Raw genomic sequence first — 18,335 nt, forward strand, 5'->3', positions numbered from 1 at the left:
CGCGGGCAGCGGCGATGACGGGATCGTCACCATCATGGCGGGAAGGGAACCCCTCAGACCCCACTGGGGTCAGGGGAGGAAACAGATCGCTGGTGCAAGGGTCGTCGAGAACGACAGAAGACATGACGGAAAACCTCACGAATGAGTTCTTCCGGATCCCGTCGAGCGCTTACGACTGTGTTTACCGGCTAATTATCGGGGGCTCGTGCCGAGTTACTACCTCGGACCCCGGGGGATTCTCTATGTCTGCAACCATTCTCCCACGACTCGACTCACCATTGCAATGACGAGTCGACTCGTGAATCAGTTGCGACTCGGATCGATCCGAATGAGGTCAGGGTCGAACTTCACGTGACCTGGGCGGATCGGCTCGATGGTCACCGTCACCAGCTCGTCCACGAGTAGCCGACGACGGTCCATGTCCCATGCATCCCACTTCCGCTCTACGGCTTCGCGGCGCTGCACGGTGCCAACGGGATCGGCAATGTCGACCATGAAGTCCGACGTCTGCGACACTGACCGATCATGCAGTTCGGCGTCGATCTCGACGATGCGGGCCTTCACATCGTTGATCGCTTGCGTGATCTCGATAACGGGCTGACTGACGTCGCTCAGCATGGGGCTCAGCTCGTTCACGCGTTCGATCAGGGCGTTGCGCTCCGTCAGTAGTGTCTCGCGGTCGACCCCGACGTCCTCCTTGGGTACGACCAGGTCGTGCACGTCCCCCGCGGATAGTCTGGTGAGGACGGCTTCGGTCACCATCGCATCGACAGGCGTGCGCTGGCGCGAGAGGTGGAAGTGGTCGCCGCACCTGTAGGTGCCTACCCCTTGACTGTTGGTCCCAGAGACGAGCGTCGCGCCGCACTTCCCGCACAGCCCGACCGACGACAGCAGGTACTTCGGCTGATTGCCCTGCCTGGCCGCCCGCCTCACGTTGTCCTCCAGCTTCGCCAACGCTGCCCGCCATGTCTGTTCGGCGACGATAGGCGGGAACCGTTCATCCGTGACAGGGTGCAGCTCGCCCGTGGAGTACTTCTTGATGAAGCCTGCGTAGAGCGGGTTCCCGAGCAAGTAACGGACAGCGTCGGTGGAGAACTCGGATCCTCGGGCAGTGCGGTGACCGGCTGCGTTGAGGTCCTCGCGAATGCGGCGGATGGACAGCGACGGCTCGCCGAGAAAGGAGTCGAACGCCCTGCGGACCGCCTCCGCCTGATCAGGGACAACCTTGCCGTCCTTCGTCCAGCCGAACGGCGTCCAGGCCGAGGCAGGCAGGCCCTCTGCCCGTCGACGCGCATTCGACCTGAGCTGGCGCTCGGACTTCCGCCTTGTCTCGAACCTCGCGATGGACGCCAGCATCGTCGCCCTGAACTCGCCGTCAGCCGTGGACAGGTCGATTTCGCCGTCCAGCGTGACGATCTTGAGCCCGTGGTCGATCAGGGTGTTGAGATCCTTCGTGCTCCGAAGCAGTCGATCCACGTCCACTGCGACGACCATGTCGATGTGGCCCGCATCGGCGTCGCGAAGCATTCTCGCCCAGTCAGTCTTGGGACCGCGCGCCTTGGATGCGGACACTCCACTGTCCTCATAGACGTCGACGATCTTCCAACCGCGTTCCTTGGCTCGACGTGCGATGACCTCCTTCTGAGTGCCGACCGACCAGCGCTCACCGGTGAAATCGACGGATGCTCGGACGTACGCCGCAACTTTAGTCATAACTCCAAGGTTACAACTACGCGATGCACTACGAGAACCCGTTGCACCTGGCCGAGGAAGCCGCCCAGCTCGACCTCCTCGCCGACGGACGGGTCGCCCTCGGCGTCTCCCGGGGATCACCCGAACCCGTCGACCGTGGCTACGCCGAGTTCGGCTACGTCCCCGAGCCGGACGACCCCAAGGGGGCGGCCATGGCACGGCAGAAGTTCGACCGTTTCATGTCCGCCGTGGACGGTGAAGGCATCGCCACCTCACTCCCCCTCGACGAGCAGTACCCACGCATGTACCAGCCGAACGTGCAGGTCCCGGTGATGCCGAACTCCCCGACGCTGCGCCGGCACGTCTGGTGGGGTGCGGGCTCACGCGACACCGCGGTGTGGGCCGCACAGCAGGGTGTGAACCTCATGAGCTCCACGCTGCTCACCGAGGCCAACGGCGAGGAGTTCGCCGACCTGCAGGCCGACCAGCTGCGACTGTTCCGCACCGCGTGGAAGGAGGCCGGCCACACCTGGACGCCGCGGACCTCGGTGTCCCGATCGATCTTCCCGATCCTCTCGGAGACCGACCGGCGCATGTTCGGTTCCGGCGACTCCGGAGGCGTGGGGTACATCGACGACAGCACCGCCACCTTCGGACGCACCTACGCCGACGAGCCCGACAAACTGGTCGAGGCGTTGAAGAACGACGCCGCGGTGATGGAGGCCGACACCCTGATGCTCACCATCCCCAGCCAGCTGGGCGTGGACGCCAACCTGCGGATCCTCTCCGCCTTCGCCGAGCACGTCGCCCCGGAACTCGGCTGGCAGCCCAACACCGCCGGCCCGGTCACCGGCTACCCGCTCTGAGCCGACCGCGATAGGTGACTCCCGGTGACCTCGACCGTCATGAAGACGCTGTTCGCGTCCTCGCCGTAGTCACCGAACGGGGCACACTCCAGGAACCCCGACCTGCGGTAGAGCCTTCGGGCCGGTGCGAAGAAGTCCCCGCTCCCGGTCTCCAACGACACCCGCCCCACGCCTCTCCGTCCTGCATCAGCGAGCGCATGTCCAAGCAGCTTGGCGGCGATCCCCTCACCGCGCCGGGCGGGATCGGTCCGCATGCTCTTGAGCTCCTCATGGCCCACGCCCACCGGCGCAAGCGCCACCGAGCCGACCACACCATGACCACGGTCGTCGCTGACGGCGACCCACACCCTCACCCCGGGAGCCTTCAGTTCAGCCAGACCCAGCGCATGCTGACTCTCGACAGGAGCTGTCGGAGCCAGATCCCGCAGGTGTTCACCGATGAATTGCACGACACGTGGGTCGTCGAGGTCCGCCGCGGAGATGCTGTACACCGGGCCGACGATACCTCCACGCCCCTGTACTCCACACCGAGCACAGCATCCCCCGGTCCCGTAGGATCACGATCACCCCAAGGACTGGAGTCACGGTATGCCGAAGACAACCACGTACACGATCACCGCGCTGGGCGACGCCGACGCCGGGGAAGTCATGACCCTCCAGCGCGCCGCCTACGTCACAGAGGCTCGGGCACACCAGGATCTCGACCTGCCACCACTGACCCAGACCCTCGACGAGCTACGCACCGAACTGGCCGCCCCGGACGTCGCCGCACTCGGCGTCCGGTACAACGGACGCCTGATCGGAGCTGTGCGACTTCGTCGGATCGGTTCCACCGTTGAGTTGGGACGCCTGACCGTGGTTCCTGACATGCAGGGAAAGGGGGTCGGGAGCTTCCTGCTCGACGAGGCAGAGACGGCGTTCCCCCACGCCCTGGAGATGCGGCTCTTCACCGGCGAACACTCGACGGCAAACATCCGCCTGTACGAGCGCAGCGGGTACGTCGAGACGGCTCGCACGCTTGTCGGGGACTATTCACTCATCCACCTCTCCAAGAGGCTCTCCTAGCTTTCCGGTGCTTTCCGGTGCTTTCCGGTGCCTTCCAGCCTCTCGAGAGCTCCCGGCCCACGGGAGGTAACCTCAGGGAATGCTGCGCATCGCGACCGCCAACGTCAACGGCATCCGCGCCACCCACCGACGTGGTTTCGGCGACTGGTTGGCCGGACGCGACTGCGACGTCGTCGCCCTCCAGGAGGTCCGCGCCCAGGCCGACAAAGTGCCGGACGCCGCCTTCGGCGACTACCACGTCGCCCTGGAGACCGGCTCCATCGCAGGACGCAACGGCGTCGCCGTACTCACCCGCCGCCCGCCGGTGGCCGTTCGCACGTGGAGCGGTTCGGCACTGCGCGGCACCCCGCACTGCACTGCCGCTGACCTCCGGGACATCCCCGCGGACGACCGGGTGCCGCTGGCGAGGAAGCTACGGCCCTTCACCACCCAGGGCCGCTACATCGAGGTCGATCTCGCCGATGCCCCGGTCACCATCGCGTGCCTCTACCTGCCCAAAGGTGGGCTCCCTGCGGAGCTGCAACGCCCCGGGCGAATGCGTGAGGCACCGGACGGCGGTGCCCGCTACGACCGGAAGATGGGGTTCCTGGCGGGGTTCGCCCGCTACCTCACACTCACCCGGCGCGCCGCGATGGCCGACGGCAGGGAGTTCCTGCTGATGGGTGACCTCAACATCGCGCACACCAGGCAGGACCTCGCGGCGTGGCGTCGGAACCAGCAGAACGACGGTTTCCTCCCGGAGGAACGCGAGTGGTTCGGCCAACAGCTCTCGGCCCGCACACTGGTGGACGTCGTCCGCCGGTTGCACCCGGACGAGGACGGCCCGTACTCGTGGTGGTCGTGGGCCGGCCAGTCCTTCGCGAAGGATGCGGGATGGCGCCTCGACTACCACCTGGCGTCGCCGCGCCTGGCCCGCGCCGCGGTCACCACGCAGGTCGACCGTGACTTCCGCGGGGTCCGGCTCTCCGACCACTCACCGGTGGTCGTGGACTACGACCTGGGGTGATCCCGGTCAACAAGTGTCGCTATGAGTCAGCTCCGTCCATGTCCGTGCTCTCGGGTAGAACTTGAGGGCATGAACTCCCCCGCCTCCTCCGGTACCGACCTGCACACGACCTCCACCCGGCGTCACGGGCACACCGTGCGCGAGCACGTGCTCACCGCACCGCTCGTCCACGGCGGTACCGACCCCCGCACCATCGACATCTACGCCCGCGAGTACGTCCCGGACGGCGGTGAGGACCGCCCCGCCCTGCTCTTCCTGCAGGGCGGCCCCGGCCACGGCTCGCCGCGCCCTGTCGCCAACGGGGACGGAGGCGTGCTGTCCGGCTGGCTCGGCGAGGCGCTCAAGAACTACCGGGTGATCCTGTTCGACCAGCGCGGCACCGGCCGCTCCACCCCGGTCGACGTCGCCGCACCCGAAGCCCTCGGCCCCACACCCCACGACCAGGCCGAATACCTCACCCACCTGCGCGCCGACAGCATCGTGGAGGACGCCGAACTGCTACGCCACGCCCTCGGCGAGCAGCCGTGGACACTGCTCGGGCAGTCCTTCGGCGGTTTCTGCATCACCACCTACCTCTCCTTCCGCCCCGAGGGCGTCCGCGAGGCGTTCTTCACCGGCGGCCTGCCGGGCTACGTCGGTGCCCCGCACACCAGCGTCGACGACATCTACCGGGCGACCTTCGCCAAGACCGCCGTGCGCAACGAGCGTTTCTACGAGCGCTTCCCCTGGGCCGCCGACCGTGTCGCCGAGATCTGCCGGCACCTGGACGACACGGAGGAGACGCTGCCCACCGGGGAACGTCTGACGTCCCGCCGTTTCCGCACCGTGGGCATGAACCTGGGCCGCACCGGTGGCTTCGACATGCTCGCATACCTGCTGGAGGACCCCTTCCGCGCGGTGCCCGGCGGCCCGGGCATCGCGGGACGTCGCCGGCTGCGCACCCCCTTCCTCACCGAACTCGCCGGTCACCTCTCCGTGTCGGACGCACCGCTGTACGCGGTGGTCCACGAGACGATCTACGGCATCGACACCGCGACGAACTGGGCCGCCGACCGCATCCGCGAGGAGGTCCCCGGCTTCGCCGAGAACGCAGGACGCACCGACGGTGACACCGACGCTCCGCTCTACCTCACCGCGGAGCACTTCTTCCCCTGGCAGTTCGACGAGGACCCCGCGCTGCGCCCGTGGAAGGCCGTCGCCGACCTGCTCGCCGCGAAGGACGACTGGACGCCCCTGTACGACGCCGCGCAGCTGCGCCGCACCGAGGTCCCGACCGCCGCCGCGGTGTACCTCGACGACATCTTCGTCCCCTTCGAACTGTCCATGGAGACCGCCGCCACGATCCGTGGCCTGCGCCCCCACGTGACCAACCGGTGGGAGCACAACGGGATCAGCCAGGACGGTGCCGCCATCCTGCGCCACCTGCGTGCGCTGACCAGCGACCACTGACCACCTGGAGCGACGTCCCTCCCCGGCCACCACCTCGCACCGCATTCGTGTGCACCACGGCACTCGGGATACTCTGACTCCCCGTGACTGACACCTCCGCCGACCCCGGCCTCTCCGCCGACCCCGACACCCGGGGGTCCACAGCCCGCAGGGACACCGTCCGCCTGCCGACGCTGGTCTCGCTCATCGTCGGCTCCTGCGTGGGTGCCGGCATCTTCGCCCTGCCCCAGAACATCTCCGCCGTCGCCTCACCCGGCGCCGCGGTCATCGGCTGGGTCGTCACCGGCATCGGCATGCTGTGCATCGCCTTCGTCTTCCAGGCTCTGGCGCACCGCAAACCCAACCTCGACTCCGGGGTGTACAGCTACGTCCGCGGCGGACTCGGCGACTTCGTCGGCTTCGCCTCCGGCTGGGGCTACTGGTTGGGCAGCATCATCGCCCAGGTCGGCTACGCCACCCTCTTCTTCGGCTCACTCGGCCACTTCCTCCCCCTGTTCTCCGACGGGCAGTCACTCGTGCAGGCGTTCTTCGTCTCCGGACTGAACTGGGTGATCTTCCTGGCCCTGTCCCGCGGCGTGCACCAGGCCGCGGTACTCAACGTGGTCACCACCGCGGCGAAGCTGCTGCCGATCCTCGCCTTCCTCGGCATCGTCGCCTTCGCCGGGTTCCACACCGAGGTCTTCACCGCCGACTTCTGGGGCTCCGCCGAGACCTTCGGAGACAACGCCGACCAGGCGTCCAGCCTGTCCGACCAGGTCAAGGGCATGATGCTGTTCACCGTGTGGGCGTTCATCGGTGTCGAGGGCGCGTCAACGTACTCGCGCCGCGCACGCCGCCGCAAGGACGTCTCACTGGCCACCCTGCTCGGATTCCTCACCGTCTTCCTGCTGCTGGTGATGGTGAGCTTCCTGTCCTACGGTGTCGCCCCGCGCGAGGAACTCGCCGCGATGGGCGACAACTCCATGGCCGAGGTGCTCGAACTCGTCGTCGGCCCGTGGGGGGCCGGGCTGGTGTCGATCGGCCTGTGCATCTCAGTGCTGGGCGCCTACGTCTCCTGGCAGATGCTGTGCGCCGAACCGATCACCCTGATGGCGCAGGACGGTCTGCTGCCCCGCAAACTCGGCTACATCAACCACCGCGGCGCCCCGGTGGTCGCCCAGCTGTTCTCCGCGGTGGTCATCCAGCTGTTCATCGTGGTGTTCTACCTCAACGAGTCCGCCTACACCACGATGGTGCAGCTCGCGACGTCGTTGTACCTGATCCCCTACCTGTTCTCCGCGCTGTACCTAGTGTTCCTGTGCACCCGCGGCGCCGGATTGTCGCACCCGGACGCCGGTACGAAGTTCGACCTCTCCGGCCCCTCGGTCGACCGCCGGACCAACCGCGTCCACCTGCTCACCGGCGTGCTGGCGTTGGTCTACTCGCTGTGGCTGTTCTACGCCGCGGACGTGAAGTACGTGCTCATGGGCATGGTGCTGATCGTGCCGGGCATGATCGCCTACGTGGTGACCCGTCGCCGCGCCGGCGGCCGGGTGTTCAACGCCTTCGAGTGGGTCATCGCCACCGGGGTCTCGGTGGCGGCGATCGTCGCGATCGTGCTCATCGCGCAGGGGACGCTGAGCCTGTAACTGCCCCGCTGTACGATGCGTGCATGCCTCACGACCCCGCACGCCAGCACCGTTTCGCCCAGGTCGACGTCTTCTCCGCCGAGCCCTACCGCGGCAACCCGGTCGCCGTGATCCTCGACGCCGACGACCTCGACGACGAGCAGATGCAGCGCATCGCCTGCTGGACGAACCTTTCCGAGACCACCTTCGTCCTCTCCCCGTCCACCCCGGATCCGGCGCAGGACGCACCGGCACCGCAGGCCGACTACCGGGTGCGCATCTTCACGCCAGAAGGCGAGCTCCCCTTCGCCGGACACCCCACCCTCGGCACCGCGCACGCCTGGCTCGAAGTCGGCGGCGAGCCGCACCAGGACGATGTGATCATCCAGGAGTGCGCCGCCGGCCTGGTGGAGGTCCACCGCAATCCCGGCACCGGCGCACTGTCCTTCACCGCCCCGCCGACGACCCGCACCGGGCCGCTGGAGGAGGAACACCTCGCCCGGATCAGCGAGGCGCTGCGGATCGACCGGTCGCTGATCGTCGACCACCAGTGGGCCGACAACGGCCCCGGGTGGGCGGCGGTGCAGCTGCCCCACGCGCAGGACGTCCTGGACCTGCGTCCGGACTTCAGCGCCCACCCCGACCTAAAGGTCGGCGTCTTCGGCCTCTACCCGGACGGTGCGGCGTGCCGACTGGAGATCCGCGCCTTCGTGCCCGGCGCCGCCGGTGCGGAGGACCCGGTCACCGGGTCGCTCAACGCCTCGGTCGGCCAGTGGTTGCTGCGCAGCGGGAAGATCACCGAGGCCTACACCGCCGCCCAGGGCACCGTCCTGGGCCGCACGGGACGCACGGGACGCACGGGACGCATCAGCGTCACCCCGGTCGGGTCAGGACGCAACGTCCTGGTCGGTGGCGCCACGACCACCCTGTTCCACGGTCACGCGGAATTCCCCCAGCCTCAGCCCTGACGGCCGTCGGACCCGTTGCCGCCGCGCCCGTCGCGACCGTCACGGCCATCCCGTCCCCGGCGTCGGCGCTGCTCCCACAGGACCACCGCGGTGGAACGCGGGACGTGGACGATCTCGCCACGGCGGCGCCCGCCGCCGGAGCGTCCCGCCTCGTCGGCGTCGTGCTCGGCGGCGGCGAGGCGGACCTGCAGCACGTCCACCTCGTCACGCAGGTCACGGACCTTGTTTTGCAGGCCGATGATCGCCTTGATGCCGGCGAGGTTCACACCCTCGTCGTGGCTGAGCCGCTGGATCTCCAGGAGCTGCTCGATGTCGTCGCGCGAGTAGCGCCGCCCCCCGCCGCTGGTGCGCTCCGGGGAGACCAGCCCCAACCTGTCGTAGGTGCGCAGCGTCTGCGCGTGCATGCCCGTGATCTCCGCGGCGACGGAGATCACGAACACCTCCCGGGGCTCACCCGGGACGTCTCCGTTCCTGTCACTCATCTTCAACCACCAACTGTCCGTCAGTTCCCGGACCAGCCCGCACGGGGGTCGAAACCGGTCCGCTTCTCTTCCTCAGCGTAGTGACGCAACGCACTCGCCGCGCCCTCGTCGAGATTCTTCGGCACCGCGACCTTCACCGTCACCAACAGGTCGCCGGACGCGCCATTGCGCTTGGTCACGCCGCGGCCGCGCACGCGCAGCGTGGTGCCGTCCGCCGTCCCAGCTGGGATCTTTACCCGCACGCGGGTGTCCAGGGTCGGCACGGTGACCGCCCCGCCGAGGGCGAGCTCGGTGAAGCTGACCGGCACGGTCATCTTCAGGTCGTCGCCGTTGCGGGTGAACAGCTTGTCCGCGCGCACGTGCACGGTGACGAAGAGGTCACCGGACGGACGCCCACGCTCACCGGCCTCACCCTGCCCGGCGAGGCGGACCTTCTGGCCGTCCACCACACCGGCGGGCACGCGCACGGTGATCGTGCGGGTACGGGTCACCCGGCCTGACCCGCTGCAGTCGGCACACGGGTCCTCGATACGGGTACCGGTGCCGTTGCAGTCCGGGCAGGGGCGGGAGAACCCGAACGCGCCGCGGTTCTCCGAGACGACCCCGGCACCCGAACAGGTGCCGCACCTCGCGCTCGAGGTCCCCGGCGTGGCGCCGGAGCCGTGGCAGGTCGTGCACGCCGCGGGGCTGGTCAGCCGGATCGGGACGGTGACGCCCTTCGTGGCCTCCCGGAAGTCCAGGGTGATCTCGGTCTCCACGTCCGCACCACGGGTGCGACGCTGGGTACGACCACCGCCACCACCGCCGGAGCCGCCGCCGAACATGTCGCCGAAGACGTCACCGAACCCACCTGCACCGCCACCGGATCCACCGGCACGGTTGAAGAGGTCACCGAGGTCGAAACCGCCGGTGCCGCCGGCACCGCCGCCGAACCCGCCGAAACCGCCGGACGTCCCGCCCGGGGTGCCGTACCCGCCGCCCGGCGCGCCGTAGCCGCCCGAGGCGACCATCTGCTTGAGCTCGTCGTACTCGGCGCGCTTGTCCTTGTCGCCGAGCACGGAGTAGGCCTCGGAGGCGGTCTTGAACCGGTTCTCCGCCGCGGTGTCGCCCGGGTGCGCGTCAGGGTGGTTCTCGCGCGCGAGCTTACGGTAGGCCTTTTTGATCTCGTCGGCCTCCGCGGTGGACGACACGCCGAGGTCGGCGTAGTAGTCCTTGTCGATCCACTCCTTCTGGGCCACCTGGTTCCTCTCTTCCTGGGTTCTGTCTCGGCTCTATTTCAGGGCCTGGCTGCCGCCGTGGGCCCCACAGGACCCCACGGGACCCGTCACATGAAACTTGAGCCTATCACGCTAAGGTCTATCTCCTGCAACGCATGACGCGCAGCAGACATTCCCGGCTGTTAGGGTAAGTTCCCATGTTCTCCAGAGACGGCCGTAAGCGCCCCACACCGCGGCGGGTCGTCGACCCGGAGGCGCCGGACGCGATGTTCCCCCACCTGCCCCGGCACCGCGCCGACCTGCTGCGCGAGGAGACGATGCGCCGCCTGCACGCCGAAGGATACGACACCTCCTGGCGCCCCGACGGCTACATCGCCGCCACCCCCGCGACGGAGCCGGCAACGGGCACAGGGACAGAGCCGGACACACCCCCGTCACGCCGCCTCATCGGCCTCGACAACCTCTCCCTCCAGATCGCCGCCGCCCCGGGGTCCACCCCGGCCCAGGTCGTGGAGATGATCCACCACTTCCTCGGCACCGTGCTCACCGACATCGACGTCGACGGGCTGGACGAGGCGGAGTTCCTGCGCCAGCTCCGCGTCCGGCTGGTGTCCCGCAACACCCTTGACGCCGCGTCGGGCACCGTCGAGGACTCCTCCCGCGAGTTCACCGGCGACCTGCTGGTCTCCCTGGTCCTGGACACCCCGGACGCGGTCGTGACCCTCAACGACGACACACTCGCCGCCCACGGGACCGCCACCCGCGAACAGCTCGCCGACCTTTACCAGGTCGGCTACCGCAACACCTGGCAGGAGCTGCTCGACGCCGACGTCGAGGTCAACGAGGTGCGCGCCGAGGCCCGCCAGGAATCCCCCGCCGCACACTTCCACGTGGCGGAGTCCGACTCCTACTTCCTGGCCAGCGCACCGCTGTTCCTCGACGAACTGCTGCCACGCTGGCTGCCGGAGCTGGACGCCTCCGCCGGGGTGATGGTGACCGTGCCGCACCGTCACCTCATGCTCGTCCGCGAGGTCACCACCGGCCAGGACCTGCTCGACGGCATCAACACCATGACCTCCGTCGCCCTGGGCCAGTTGGCCGCGAACCCGGGACCGTTGACCGCGCGCCTGCACCTGGCGCACGAGGGGGAGTTCCGCGTGTTCACCAACGTCACCACCGGTGAGGACGGAGAACAGGTGCTGCAGGTCGAACCCGACGACTACCTGATGTCCCGGCTCGAGAGCGAGGACCAGGAGTAGTGAGCACCCAGAAGAACGGCATCAGCCGCCGCTCCTTCCTCATCGGTGGCGGCGTGCTCGGCGCCGGTGCCGTGGCCACCGTCGGCGGCGTCGCCGTGCTGCGCAACCGCGACGACGAGGCGTCCGGCCCGCCCCCGGCCGTGGATCCCGGACCGTTGCAGCTGCAGGTCGGCGACGCCGACCACCCCGGACGCGTCACCGTGCTGACCAGCGCCGGACGACAGCTCGTCCACTTCGACGGTTACCGGTTGTCGTCCTCCACCGGCACCCGCGGCGCCACCGTGGACGACCCGGGTGACGGCGCACCGTCCTCCGGGCCGGTGCGCGTGGAGTTCGAGGTCACCGACCCCGACTACACCGCCGCGGTCACCTACCGCGCCGACGGCGGGCGCGTCACCGCCGACTGGGAGTTCACCGTCCCGGGTGACGGTCTCGACGACTCCGACCGTGCCCTGTTGCGCGGTGGGCGGATCTACCGCACCCTCGTCGACGCCCGGGAGGACACCGAGTTCCACGTCCCCGCCACGAAATGGGTCCACGACACCGGCGGCGGCGTGCCCGTCCAGGAGCGCGTCACCGAGCTCAACTTCGTGGAGTGGGACGTCCCCGACACCACCGACGACGACCCGAAACGACTCTACGGCTGCATCACCACGCGCAACAGCATGTCGCGCAGTTCCTCGATGCTGCACGCCGCGCCGTCCGCCCCCGGCGACACAGGCTCCGATGACGGTGTGTGGCGCGCCCAGGTCGAGTTCCGCGCCGACACCACCGTCGGCACCGCCCGCCGCCTCGTCGACGACGGACGCACCCTGCTCGCCGGCGCGGTCCTCGGCGGCACCGGCCTGCCCGACCCCACCGTGGACGTGACCACCTCCGCCACCTACAACGTCTTCACCGACGACGGGCGCAGGACGTTCACCGTCGGGCTCGCCGGACGCTCCGCACGCAGCACCACGGTGCTCGAGGTCACCGCCCGCGACTTCGACGGCGCGGAGTTCCACCGCTCCCGCCACGAGGTCGCCATCCCGCAGGACGCCGCCTACGCCGACACCGCGGTCAACATCGACCTGCCCGGCCCGCGCTCCTGGTGCTCGGTGGAGGTCACCTGCGCCGACTCCTTCGCCCGCACCACCGCCGCGGTGTGGCCCGGTCACGACTTCGGCCCCGCCGACCAGTCCATCGTGGGTCTCGGCGGCTTCGCCTCCACCGCCTCCGCCGGCAGTTCCCAGGCAGACGGGCTGGAGTCCCGCAGTGCCGAGCGGGCGATGTGGCGCCGTCTGGGCATCCGCCACCTGCGCAACCCCTGGCTCACCGCCGAGGAGTCCGAGGACCTCGGCATCAACACCGGCTCCCAGCCCGGCGGTGCCCCCGGCAAGTTCGACGACGACGGTGACGGTGAGAGCAGCGGTGAGACCTTCACCGAGTGGGCCGGCAAGGCCCTCGACCGCGGGGAGGACGCCGGGGTGGAGCACTACGAACTGCTCAACGAGTGGAGCCTCTCCGACGCCGACACCGTGGAACTGGCCACCGAGTACACCGACCAGTGGCTCAAGCCCTTCCGCGCGGAGATGGACCGCCGCGGCACCGACGCCAAACTGCTGGCCATGCCCCTGGCCGGCTGGGACGCCGATTTCCTCGACACCATCCGCGACCGCGACGGCTGGGACCTGCTCGACGGCATCGCCGAACACGCCGGACGCGGCAACTACGTGGTCGACTACGACGGCGGCAAGTGGAACTTCCTCGGCCAGGTGCGCACCGCCCGCGCCTACCTCGACGGCCACGGTGCCGGCGACGGTGGGGACGCACCCAGCGAACTCTGGCTCACCGAGACCTACGCCTGCACCCGCCCCAACGCCTGGTGGTACGACGACGAGCGCACCGCCGCCGACTCCGTCCTGCTCACGCTCATGCTCGCCAAGGCCGAGGGCGTCACCGGCGTGCACTGGTTCCAGCTCACCGACGGGCTCTGGCACGACAAGTACGGGGTGAACCCCACCGAACCCGAGTACCACTACGGGCTCGTGCACGTGGACCGCTCCCCGAAGCCCGCCCTCCCCGCCTTCGCCTTCGCCGCCGAGATGCTCGACGGCGCGACCTTCCTCGGCTGGCTGGAGTCCCCCCACCCCGACCTGCGTGGACTGCGCTTCTCGCGTGACGACTCCACCTACTGGGTCCTGTGGAGCAGGCAGGACGGCTACCTCAACAACGCCGCCCACGGCACCGACAGCTACTTCCCCCACCCCGAGGCGTGGATCCGGCCGGACGCCTCGTCGCTGCAGGTCACCGTCCCCGGGGTGAAGACGGTGCGCGACGTGCTGGGTCGCGAGGGCGCCCGCGACGGCAGCACCGTCACCGTCACCGCGTCCCCCGTGGTCGTCACCGGTGACATCGACGCCGACCTCACCGGCCCCGAGGACGTCACCGGCGACATGTCCGTCGCCCTGCGCGAGGTCACCGTGCGCCGCGGTGACGAGAACGGACAGGACGCGCTGATCGTCGAGGGCGTCAACGACACCGACGGACGGCTCGTCCTGCGCGTACTCGGCCGCCAGGTCGACGGCGCCCTCGACGAGAAGACCGTCACCGTGCCCACCGGTGAGTTCTCCGAGACCGTGGACATGGGTGAGGCGATGCCCGAGGACTCCGAGAACCCGACCGCCACCACCGTCGGCGCCCGTGAGGCCCGCCCGCAGGTGCGCGTCCTGGCGCAGCGTCGGGAGAAGGTGCACGCCGACGCCGCCGAGGCGCAGGCCTACCGGGCGGAGTTCTACCGCACGGTGTGACCGCCCGGGCTGTTAGTGTTGGTGAACATGTTCCGCCGCGACCACAGGAGACACGCCCCGCGGAACTCCGGTGCCCACACCGCGCCCACGGCGCCCGACCGGATGTTCCCGCACCTGCCACGGCACCGCGCGGACTTCCTCCGGGACCAGACGATCCGCCTGCTCCACGAGGAAGGCTTCACCACCACCTGGCTGCCCGACGGACGCATCCGCGCCCGCGGCACCACCACCCTGACCGTCAGCCTGCACACCCTCTCCCTGCAGCTCGCCGACGCCGGGGCCCACGCCAACCTCTCCGAACTGCTGGAACTCATCCGCCGGCACGTCCGTGACGTCACCGACCTGGACGACGCGGGTGTGGAAGGTGGATCCGACACGGTCGGCGCGTCCGGCCCGTCCGGCGCCTCAACACTGACGGACGCGGAGTTCCTGCGCCGTCTGCGCGTCCGGCTCGCCCCACGCGACATCCTCGACGCGTTGGACGGCCCCGTCGACGACGCCTCCCGCGACTTCGCCGGCGACCTGTGCACCTCCCTCGTCCTCGACGGCCCCGACGCCGTGACCGTGCTCGACGACCCCGCCCTCGCCACCCACGGCACCGCCACCAGCACCGAGCTCGCCGACCTCCACCATGTGGCGCGCCGCAACACCTGGCAGGAACTCGCCGACGCCCGCGTCACCGTCACCCCGCTGCACGCACCCGTCCAGGACCGTGGCACCACCGCGCACCTCTGGACCGTGGAGTCCGACTCCTTCTTCCTCGCCAGCGCCCCACTGTTCCTCGACGAACTGCTGCCGAGCTGGGTGCCGGGGCTCGACGCCACCGACGGGGTGATCTTCGCCGTGCCGCACCGTCACCTGATGCTGGTACGCGGTGTCGACAGTGGCCAGGACCTGCTCGACGGCATCACCGCGATGTCCACCGTGGCCCTCGAACGCCACGGGTCGAACCCGGGCCCGCTGAGCCCCCGGCTGCACCTGCACCACGACGGTGCCACCGCCGCGTTCACCACCGTCACCACCGACCGACGCGGCCGTCGGACCGTGGGCATCCATCCGGACGCCCACCTCACCGCCCTCATCACCGGCAGGTAGGGGCCGTGCCGGGTCCCTGATGCTCCTGGGCCCCTCATGTCATCTGACTCATGCCCCAGGTAGGAAAACGGCCGAGAATCAGCCTGGGGCATGGCTCAGGTGACATCGGCCGGTACAGGCACAGCACGACGCGCGGCCCCGGGGCACCTTCATGTGGTGAAGGTGTCCCGGGGCCGCGCGTCGTGTCGATGAGGGGTGGGGCACGAGGCCCCTACGAGGCCCCTACGAGGCCCCTACGAGGCCCCGACCGGTCTACCGGTCCGCGATGACCACCATGGCGCTGCGCAGAACGCGGTCGCCGAGCCGGTAGCCCTTGCGCAGGACGGTACCGACCACGGTGTCGTCGCCGCTGGAGGTGTCCTGCACGGCCTCGTGCATCGACGGGTCGAACTCGTCGCCCTCGTTGCCGAAGGTCTCGACCTTCAGGCCGCCGAGCACGGAGTCCAACTTGTCAGCGACGGCCTTCAGCGGGCCGGTGAGGTCGCCGTGCTGCTCGGCGAGGTCCAGGTCGTCCCGGATCGGGAGCAGCGAAGACGCCACGTCCGCCTTCGCGGCCTCACCGATACCCACCCGGTCACGCTCGGTACGGCGACGGTAGTTCGCGTACTCGGCGTTGACGCGCTGCAGGTCGGCGGTGCGCTCGGCGAGCTGGGCCTCGGCGTCGGAGAGTTCCCCGGAGCCGTCGAGGTCGGCGTCGGCGGTGTCGGCGACACCGTCCTCGACATCACCGGCGAGAGCCTCGGTCGCCTCCTCGGCGGCCTCCTCCGCGTCCACCGTCTCGGCGTCGACGGTCACACCGTCGGCGTCCATGGATTCAGCGTCGATCACGGCATCCTCCTCAGGGGTCGTCTCGGCCATCTCCGGCGCCGTGTACTCCTCGTCGGTCGCGGCGGGGTCGCCGGGGTTGTCGGGCATGGTCACTTGGCATCATCCCCGGACTTGCCGTCGGTCTCGTCGTCGACGACCTCGGCGTCCACGACGTCGTCCTCGGCCTGAGCACCCTCGGCACCCTCGGCGCCTTCGGCGTTGGCGGCCTCGGCCTCGTAGATGGCCTTGCCCATCTCCTGGCTCTCGGCGGACAGCTTCTCGACGGCGTCCTTGATCGCCTCGATGTCGTCACCCTTGAGTGCCTCGTCGACGGCGGTCGCGGCTTCCTCGACCTTGGTCTTGGTCTCCTCGGAGACCTTGTCCTCGCTGTCGGAGAGGAACTTGCGGGTCTGGTAGGCCATCGACTCTGCCGAGTTGCGGACCTCCTGCTCCTCGCGGCGCTTCTTGTCCTCGTCGGCGTGGGCCTCGGCGTCCTTCACCATCTGGTCGATCTCCTCCTGGCTGAGGCCGGAGCCGTCCTGGATGGTGATGGAGGTTTCCTTGCCGGTGCCCTTGTCCTTGGCGGTGACGTGGACGATGCCGTTGGCGTCGATGTCGAAGGTGACCTCGATCTGCGGCACGCCGCGCGGGGCGGGTGCGATGCCGCCGAGCTCGAAGGAGCCGAGCAGCTTGTTCTGCTGGGCCATCTCGCGCTCACCCTGGAAGACCTGGATCTGCACGGAGGGCTGGGAGTCCTCTGCGGTGGTGAAGGTCTCCGACCGCTTGGTCGGGATGGTGGTGTTGCGCTCGATGAGCTTGGTCATCACGCCACCCTTGGTCTCGATACCGAGGGACAGCGGGGTGACGTCGAGCAGCAGCACGTCCTTGACCTCACCGCGCAGGACGCCGGCCTGCAGGGCGGCGCCGACGGCGACGACCTCGTCCGGGTTGACGCCCTTGTTGGGCTCCTTGCCGCCGGTGAGCTCCTTGACGAGCTCGGAGACGGCGGGCATGCGGGTCGAGCCACCGACGAGCACGACGTGGTCGATGTCGGCGAGCTTGAAGTCCGCGTCGCGCAGCACGGCCTCGAAGGGCTTCTTGGTGCGGTCCAGGAGGTCCTGGGTGATGCGCTGGAACTCGGTGCGGGTCAGGGTCTCGTCGAGGAACAGGGGGTTCTTGTCCTGGTCGACGGTGATGTAGGGAAGGTTGATGCTGGCCTGCTGGGAGCTGGACAGCTCGATCTTCGCCTTCTCGGCGGCCTCACGCAGACGCTGCAGGGCCATCTTGTCCTTGGACAGGTCGACGCCGTTGGCGGTCTTGAACTTCTCGACCAGCCAGTCGACGACGCGCTGGTCCCAGTCGTCGCCACCGAGCGAGTTGTCGCCGGAGGTGGCGCGCACCTCGACGACACCGTCGCCGATCTCCAGCAGGGAGACGTCGAAGGTACCGCCACCGAGGTCGAAGACCAGGATGGTCTGCTCGGCGTCGCCCTTCTCCAGGCCGTAGGCCAGGGCGGCCGCGGTGGGCTCGTTGACGATGCGCAGGACGTTCATGCCGGCGATCTGGCCGGCGTCCTTGGTGGCCTGACGCTGTGCGTCGTTGAAGTAGGCGGGCACGGTGATGACGGCGTCGGTGACGTCCTCACCGAGGTAGGCCTCGGCGTCCCTCTTGAGCTTCTGGAGGGTACGCGCGGAGATCTCCTGCGCGGTGTACTTCTTGCCGTCGATCTCGCTGGTGGTCCAGCTGTCGTCGCCGATGTGCCGCTTCACGGAGCGGATGGTGCGGTCGACGTTGGTGACCGCCTGGTTCTTCGCGGACTGCCCGACGAGCACCTCACCGTTCTTGGCGAAGGCGACGATCGACGGGGTGGTCCGGGAGCCCTCGGAGTTGGCGATGACCGTGGCCTCGCCGCCCTCGAGCACGCTGACGACCGAGTTCGTGGTTCCCAGGTCGATTCCAACTGCACGTCCCATGGTGACTTCCTCCTGCTGTTCTTGAGCTTGTTAAGTGAGCCGCGCTCAAGTCTGCACCTG

General features: G+C 69.1%; 15 protein-coding genes. 9 read left to right on the forward strand and 6 right to left on the reverse strand.

Translation table 11 applies throughout. The annotated features are described in order from the left end of the window. Positions 1 to 303: 303 nt before the first annotated feature. Complete coding sequence (locus tag ACT3UN_RS04960) at positions 304 to 1,713, reverse strand: recombinase family protein (RefSeq protein WP_096160824.1); 1,410 nt, start codon at positions 1,711 to 1,713, stop codon at positions 304 to 306. Positions 1,714 to 1,736: 23 nt separating this feature from the next. Between ACT3UN_RS04960 and ACT3UN_RS04965 the strand changes: the two genes are divergently transcribed. After that, the gene (locus ACT3UN_RS04965) at positions 1,737 to 2,558 is read left to right on the forward strand and encodes an LLM class flavin-dependent oxidoreductase (RefSeq protein ID WP_444656584.1); all 822 of its coding nucleotides are present in this window, start codon (positions 1,737 to 1,739) and stop codon (positions 2,556 to 2,558) included. Here ACT3UN_RS04965 and ACT3UN_RS04970 read toward each other — a convergent pair. Further along, positions 2,546 to 3,049 (reverse strand): GNAT family N-acetyltransferase, encoded by a 504-nt coding sequence (locus ACT3UN_RS04970; RefSeq protein ID WP_301442172.1) that lies wholly within the window; start codon positions 3,047 to 3,049, stop codon positions 2,546 to 2,548. The two genes, ACT3UN_RS04965 and ACT3UN_RS04970, sit on opposite strands and share 13 nt — an antisense overlap. Before the next feature lie 97 nt (positions 3,050 to 3,146). Here ACT3UN_RS04970 and ACT3UN_RS04975 point away from each other — a divergent pair, with 97 nt between their 5' ends. From ACT3UN_RS04975 to ACT3UN_RS04995, 5 genes are all read left to right on the forward strand, one after another. Further along, entirely contained in the window at positions 3,147 to 3,623 is a 477-nt protein-coding gene (locus ACT3UN_RS04975; RefSeq protein WP_301442173.1) for a GNAT family N-acetyltransferase, read from the forward strand. Positions 3,624 to 3,705: 82 nt separating this feature from the next. Beyond that, complete coding sequence (locus tag ACT3UN_RS04980) at positions 3,706 to 4,629, forward strand: exodeoxyribonuclease III (protein ID WP_301442180.1); 924 nt, start codon at positions 3,706 to 3,708, stop codon at positions 4,627 to 4,629. A gap of 99 nt (positions 4,630 to 4,728) precedes the next feature. Further along, the gene (locus ACT3UN_RS04985) at positions 4,729 to 6,078 is read left to right on the forward strand and encodes an alpha/beta fold hydrolase (RefSeq protein WP_301442181.1); all 1,350 of its coding nucleotides are present in this window, start codon (positions 4,729 to 4,731) and stop codon (positions 6,076 to 6,078) included. Positions 6,079 to 6,161: 83 nt separating this feature from the next. Next, positions 6,162 to 7,706, forward strand: a complete 1,545-nt coding sequence (locus ACT3UN_RS04990) for an amino acid permease (RefSeq protein WP_301442174.1) — start codon at positions 6,162 to 6,164, stop codon at positions 7,704 to 7,706. A gap of 23 nt (positions 7,707 to 7,729) precedes the next feature. Continuing rightward, a complete protein-coding gene (locus ACT3UN_RS04995; RefSeq protein ID WP_444656586.1) occupies positions 7,730 to 8,653 on the forward strand; it encodes a PhzF family phenazine biosynthesis protein in 924 nt (307 codons plus the stop codon). Here the strand turns inward: ACT3UN_RS04995 and ACT3UN_RS05000 are convergent. Further along, a complete protein-coding gene (locus tag ACT3UN_RS05000; RefSeq protein WP_301442176.1) occupies positions 8,644 to 9,135 on the reverse strand; it encodes a heat shock protein transcriptional repressor HspR in 492 nt (163 codons plus the stop codon). The two genes, ACT3UN_RS04995 and ACT3UN_RS05000, sit on opposite strands and share 10 nt — an antisense overlap. A gap of 20 nt (positions 9,136 to 9,155) precedes the next feature. Beyond that, complete coding sequence (gene dnaJ, locus ACT3UN_RS05005; protein WP_301442177.1) at positions 9,156 to 10,373, reverse strand: molecular chaperone DnaJ; 1,218 nt, start codon at positions 10,371 to 10,373, stop codon at positions 9,156 to 9,158. A 176-nt stretch (positions 10,374 to 10,549) separates the two neighbouring features. Between dnaJ and ACT3UN_RS05010 the strand changes: the two genes are divergently transcribed. From ACT3UN_RS05010 to ACT3UN_RS05020, 3 genes are read left to right on the forward strand one after another with little or no spacing between them, the layout of a single operon-like run. Continuing rightward, positions 10,550 to 11,611, forward strand: a complete 1,062-nt coding sequence (locus tag ACT3UN_RS05010; RefSeq protein WP_444656588.1) for a hypothetical protein — start codon at positions 10,550 to 10,552, stop codon at positions 11,609 to 11,611. Further along, complete coding sequence (locus ACT3UN_RS05015) at positions 11,611 to 14,400, forward strand: hypothetical protein (RefSeq protein ID WP_444614809.1); 2,790 nt, start codon at positions 11,611 to 11,613, stop codon at positions 14,398 to 14,400. Before ACT3UN_RS05010 ends, ACT3UN_RS05015 begins: the two co-directional genes overlap by 1 nt. A gap of 27 nt (positions 14,401 to 14,427) precedes the next feature. After that, the gene (locus tag ACT3UN_RS05020) at positions 14,428 to 15,495 is read left to right on the forward strand and encodes a hypothetical protein (RefSeq protein WP_301444260.1); all 1,068 of its coding nucleotides are present in this window, start codon (positions 14,428 to 14,430) and stop codon (positions 15,493 to 15,495) included. A 252-nt stretch (positions 15,496 to 15,747) separates the two neighbouring features. Here ACT3UN_RS05020 and grpE read toward each other — a convergent pair whose 3' ends face one another. Both grpE and dnaK read right to left on the reverse strand, forming a co-directional pair. Continuing rightward, entirely contained in the window at positions 15,748 to 16,410 is a 663-nt protein-coding gene (gene grpE / locus ACT3UN_RS05025; protein WP_301444224.1) for a nucleotide exchange factor GrpE, read from the reverse strand. A 2-nt stretch (positions 16,411 to 16,412) separates the two neighbouring features. Further along, complete coding sequence (dnaK, locus tag ACT3UN_RS05030) at positions 16,413 to 18,275, reverse strand: molecular chaperone DnaK (RefSeq protein WP_444614810.1); 1,863 nt, start codon at positions 18,273 to 18,275, stop codon at positions 16,413 to 16,415. Between the last annotated feature and the right edge of the window lie 60 nt (positions 18,276 to 18,335).

The organism is Corynebacterium sp. AOP12-C2-36 (assembly GCF_052379185.1).
Taxonomy (GTDB): domain Bacteria; phylum Actinomycetota; class Actinomycetes; order Mycobacteriales; family Mycobacteriaceae; genus Corynebacterium.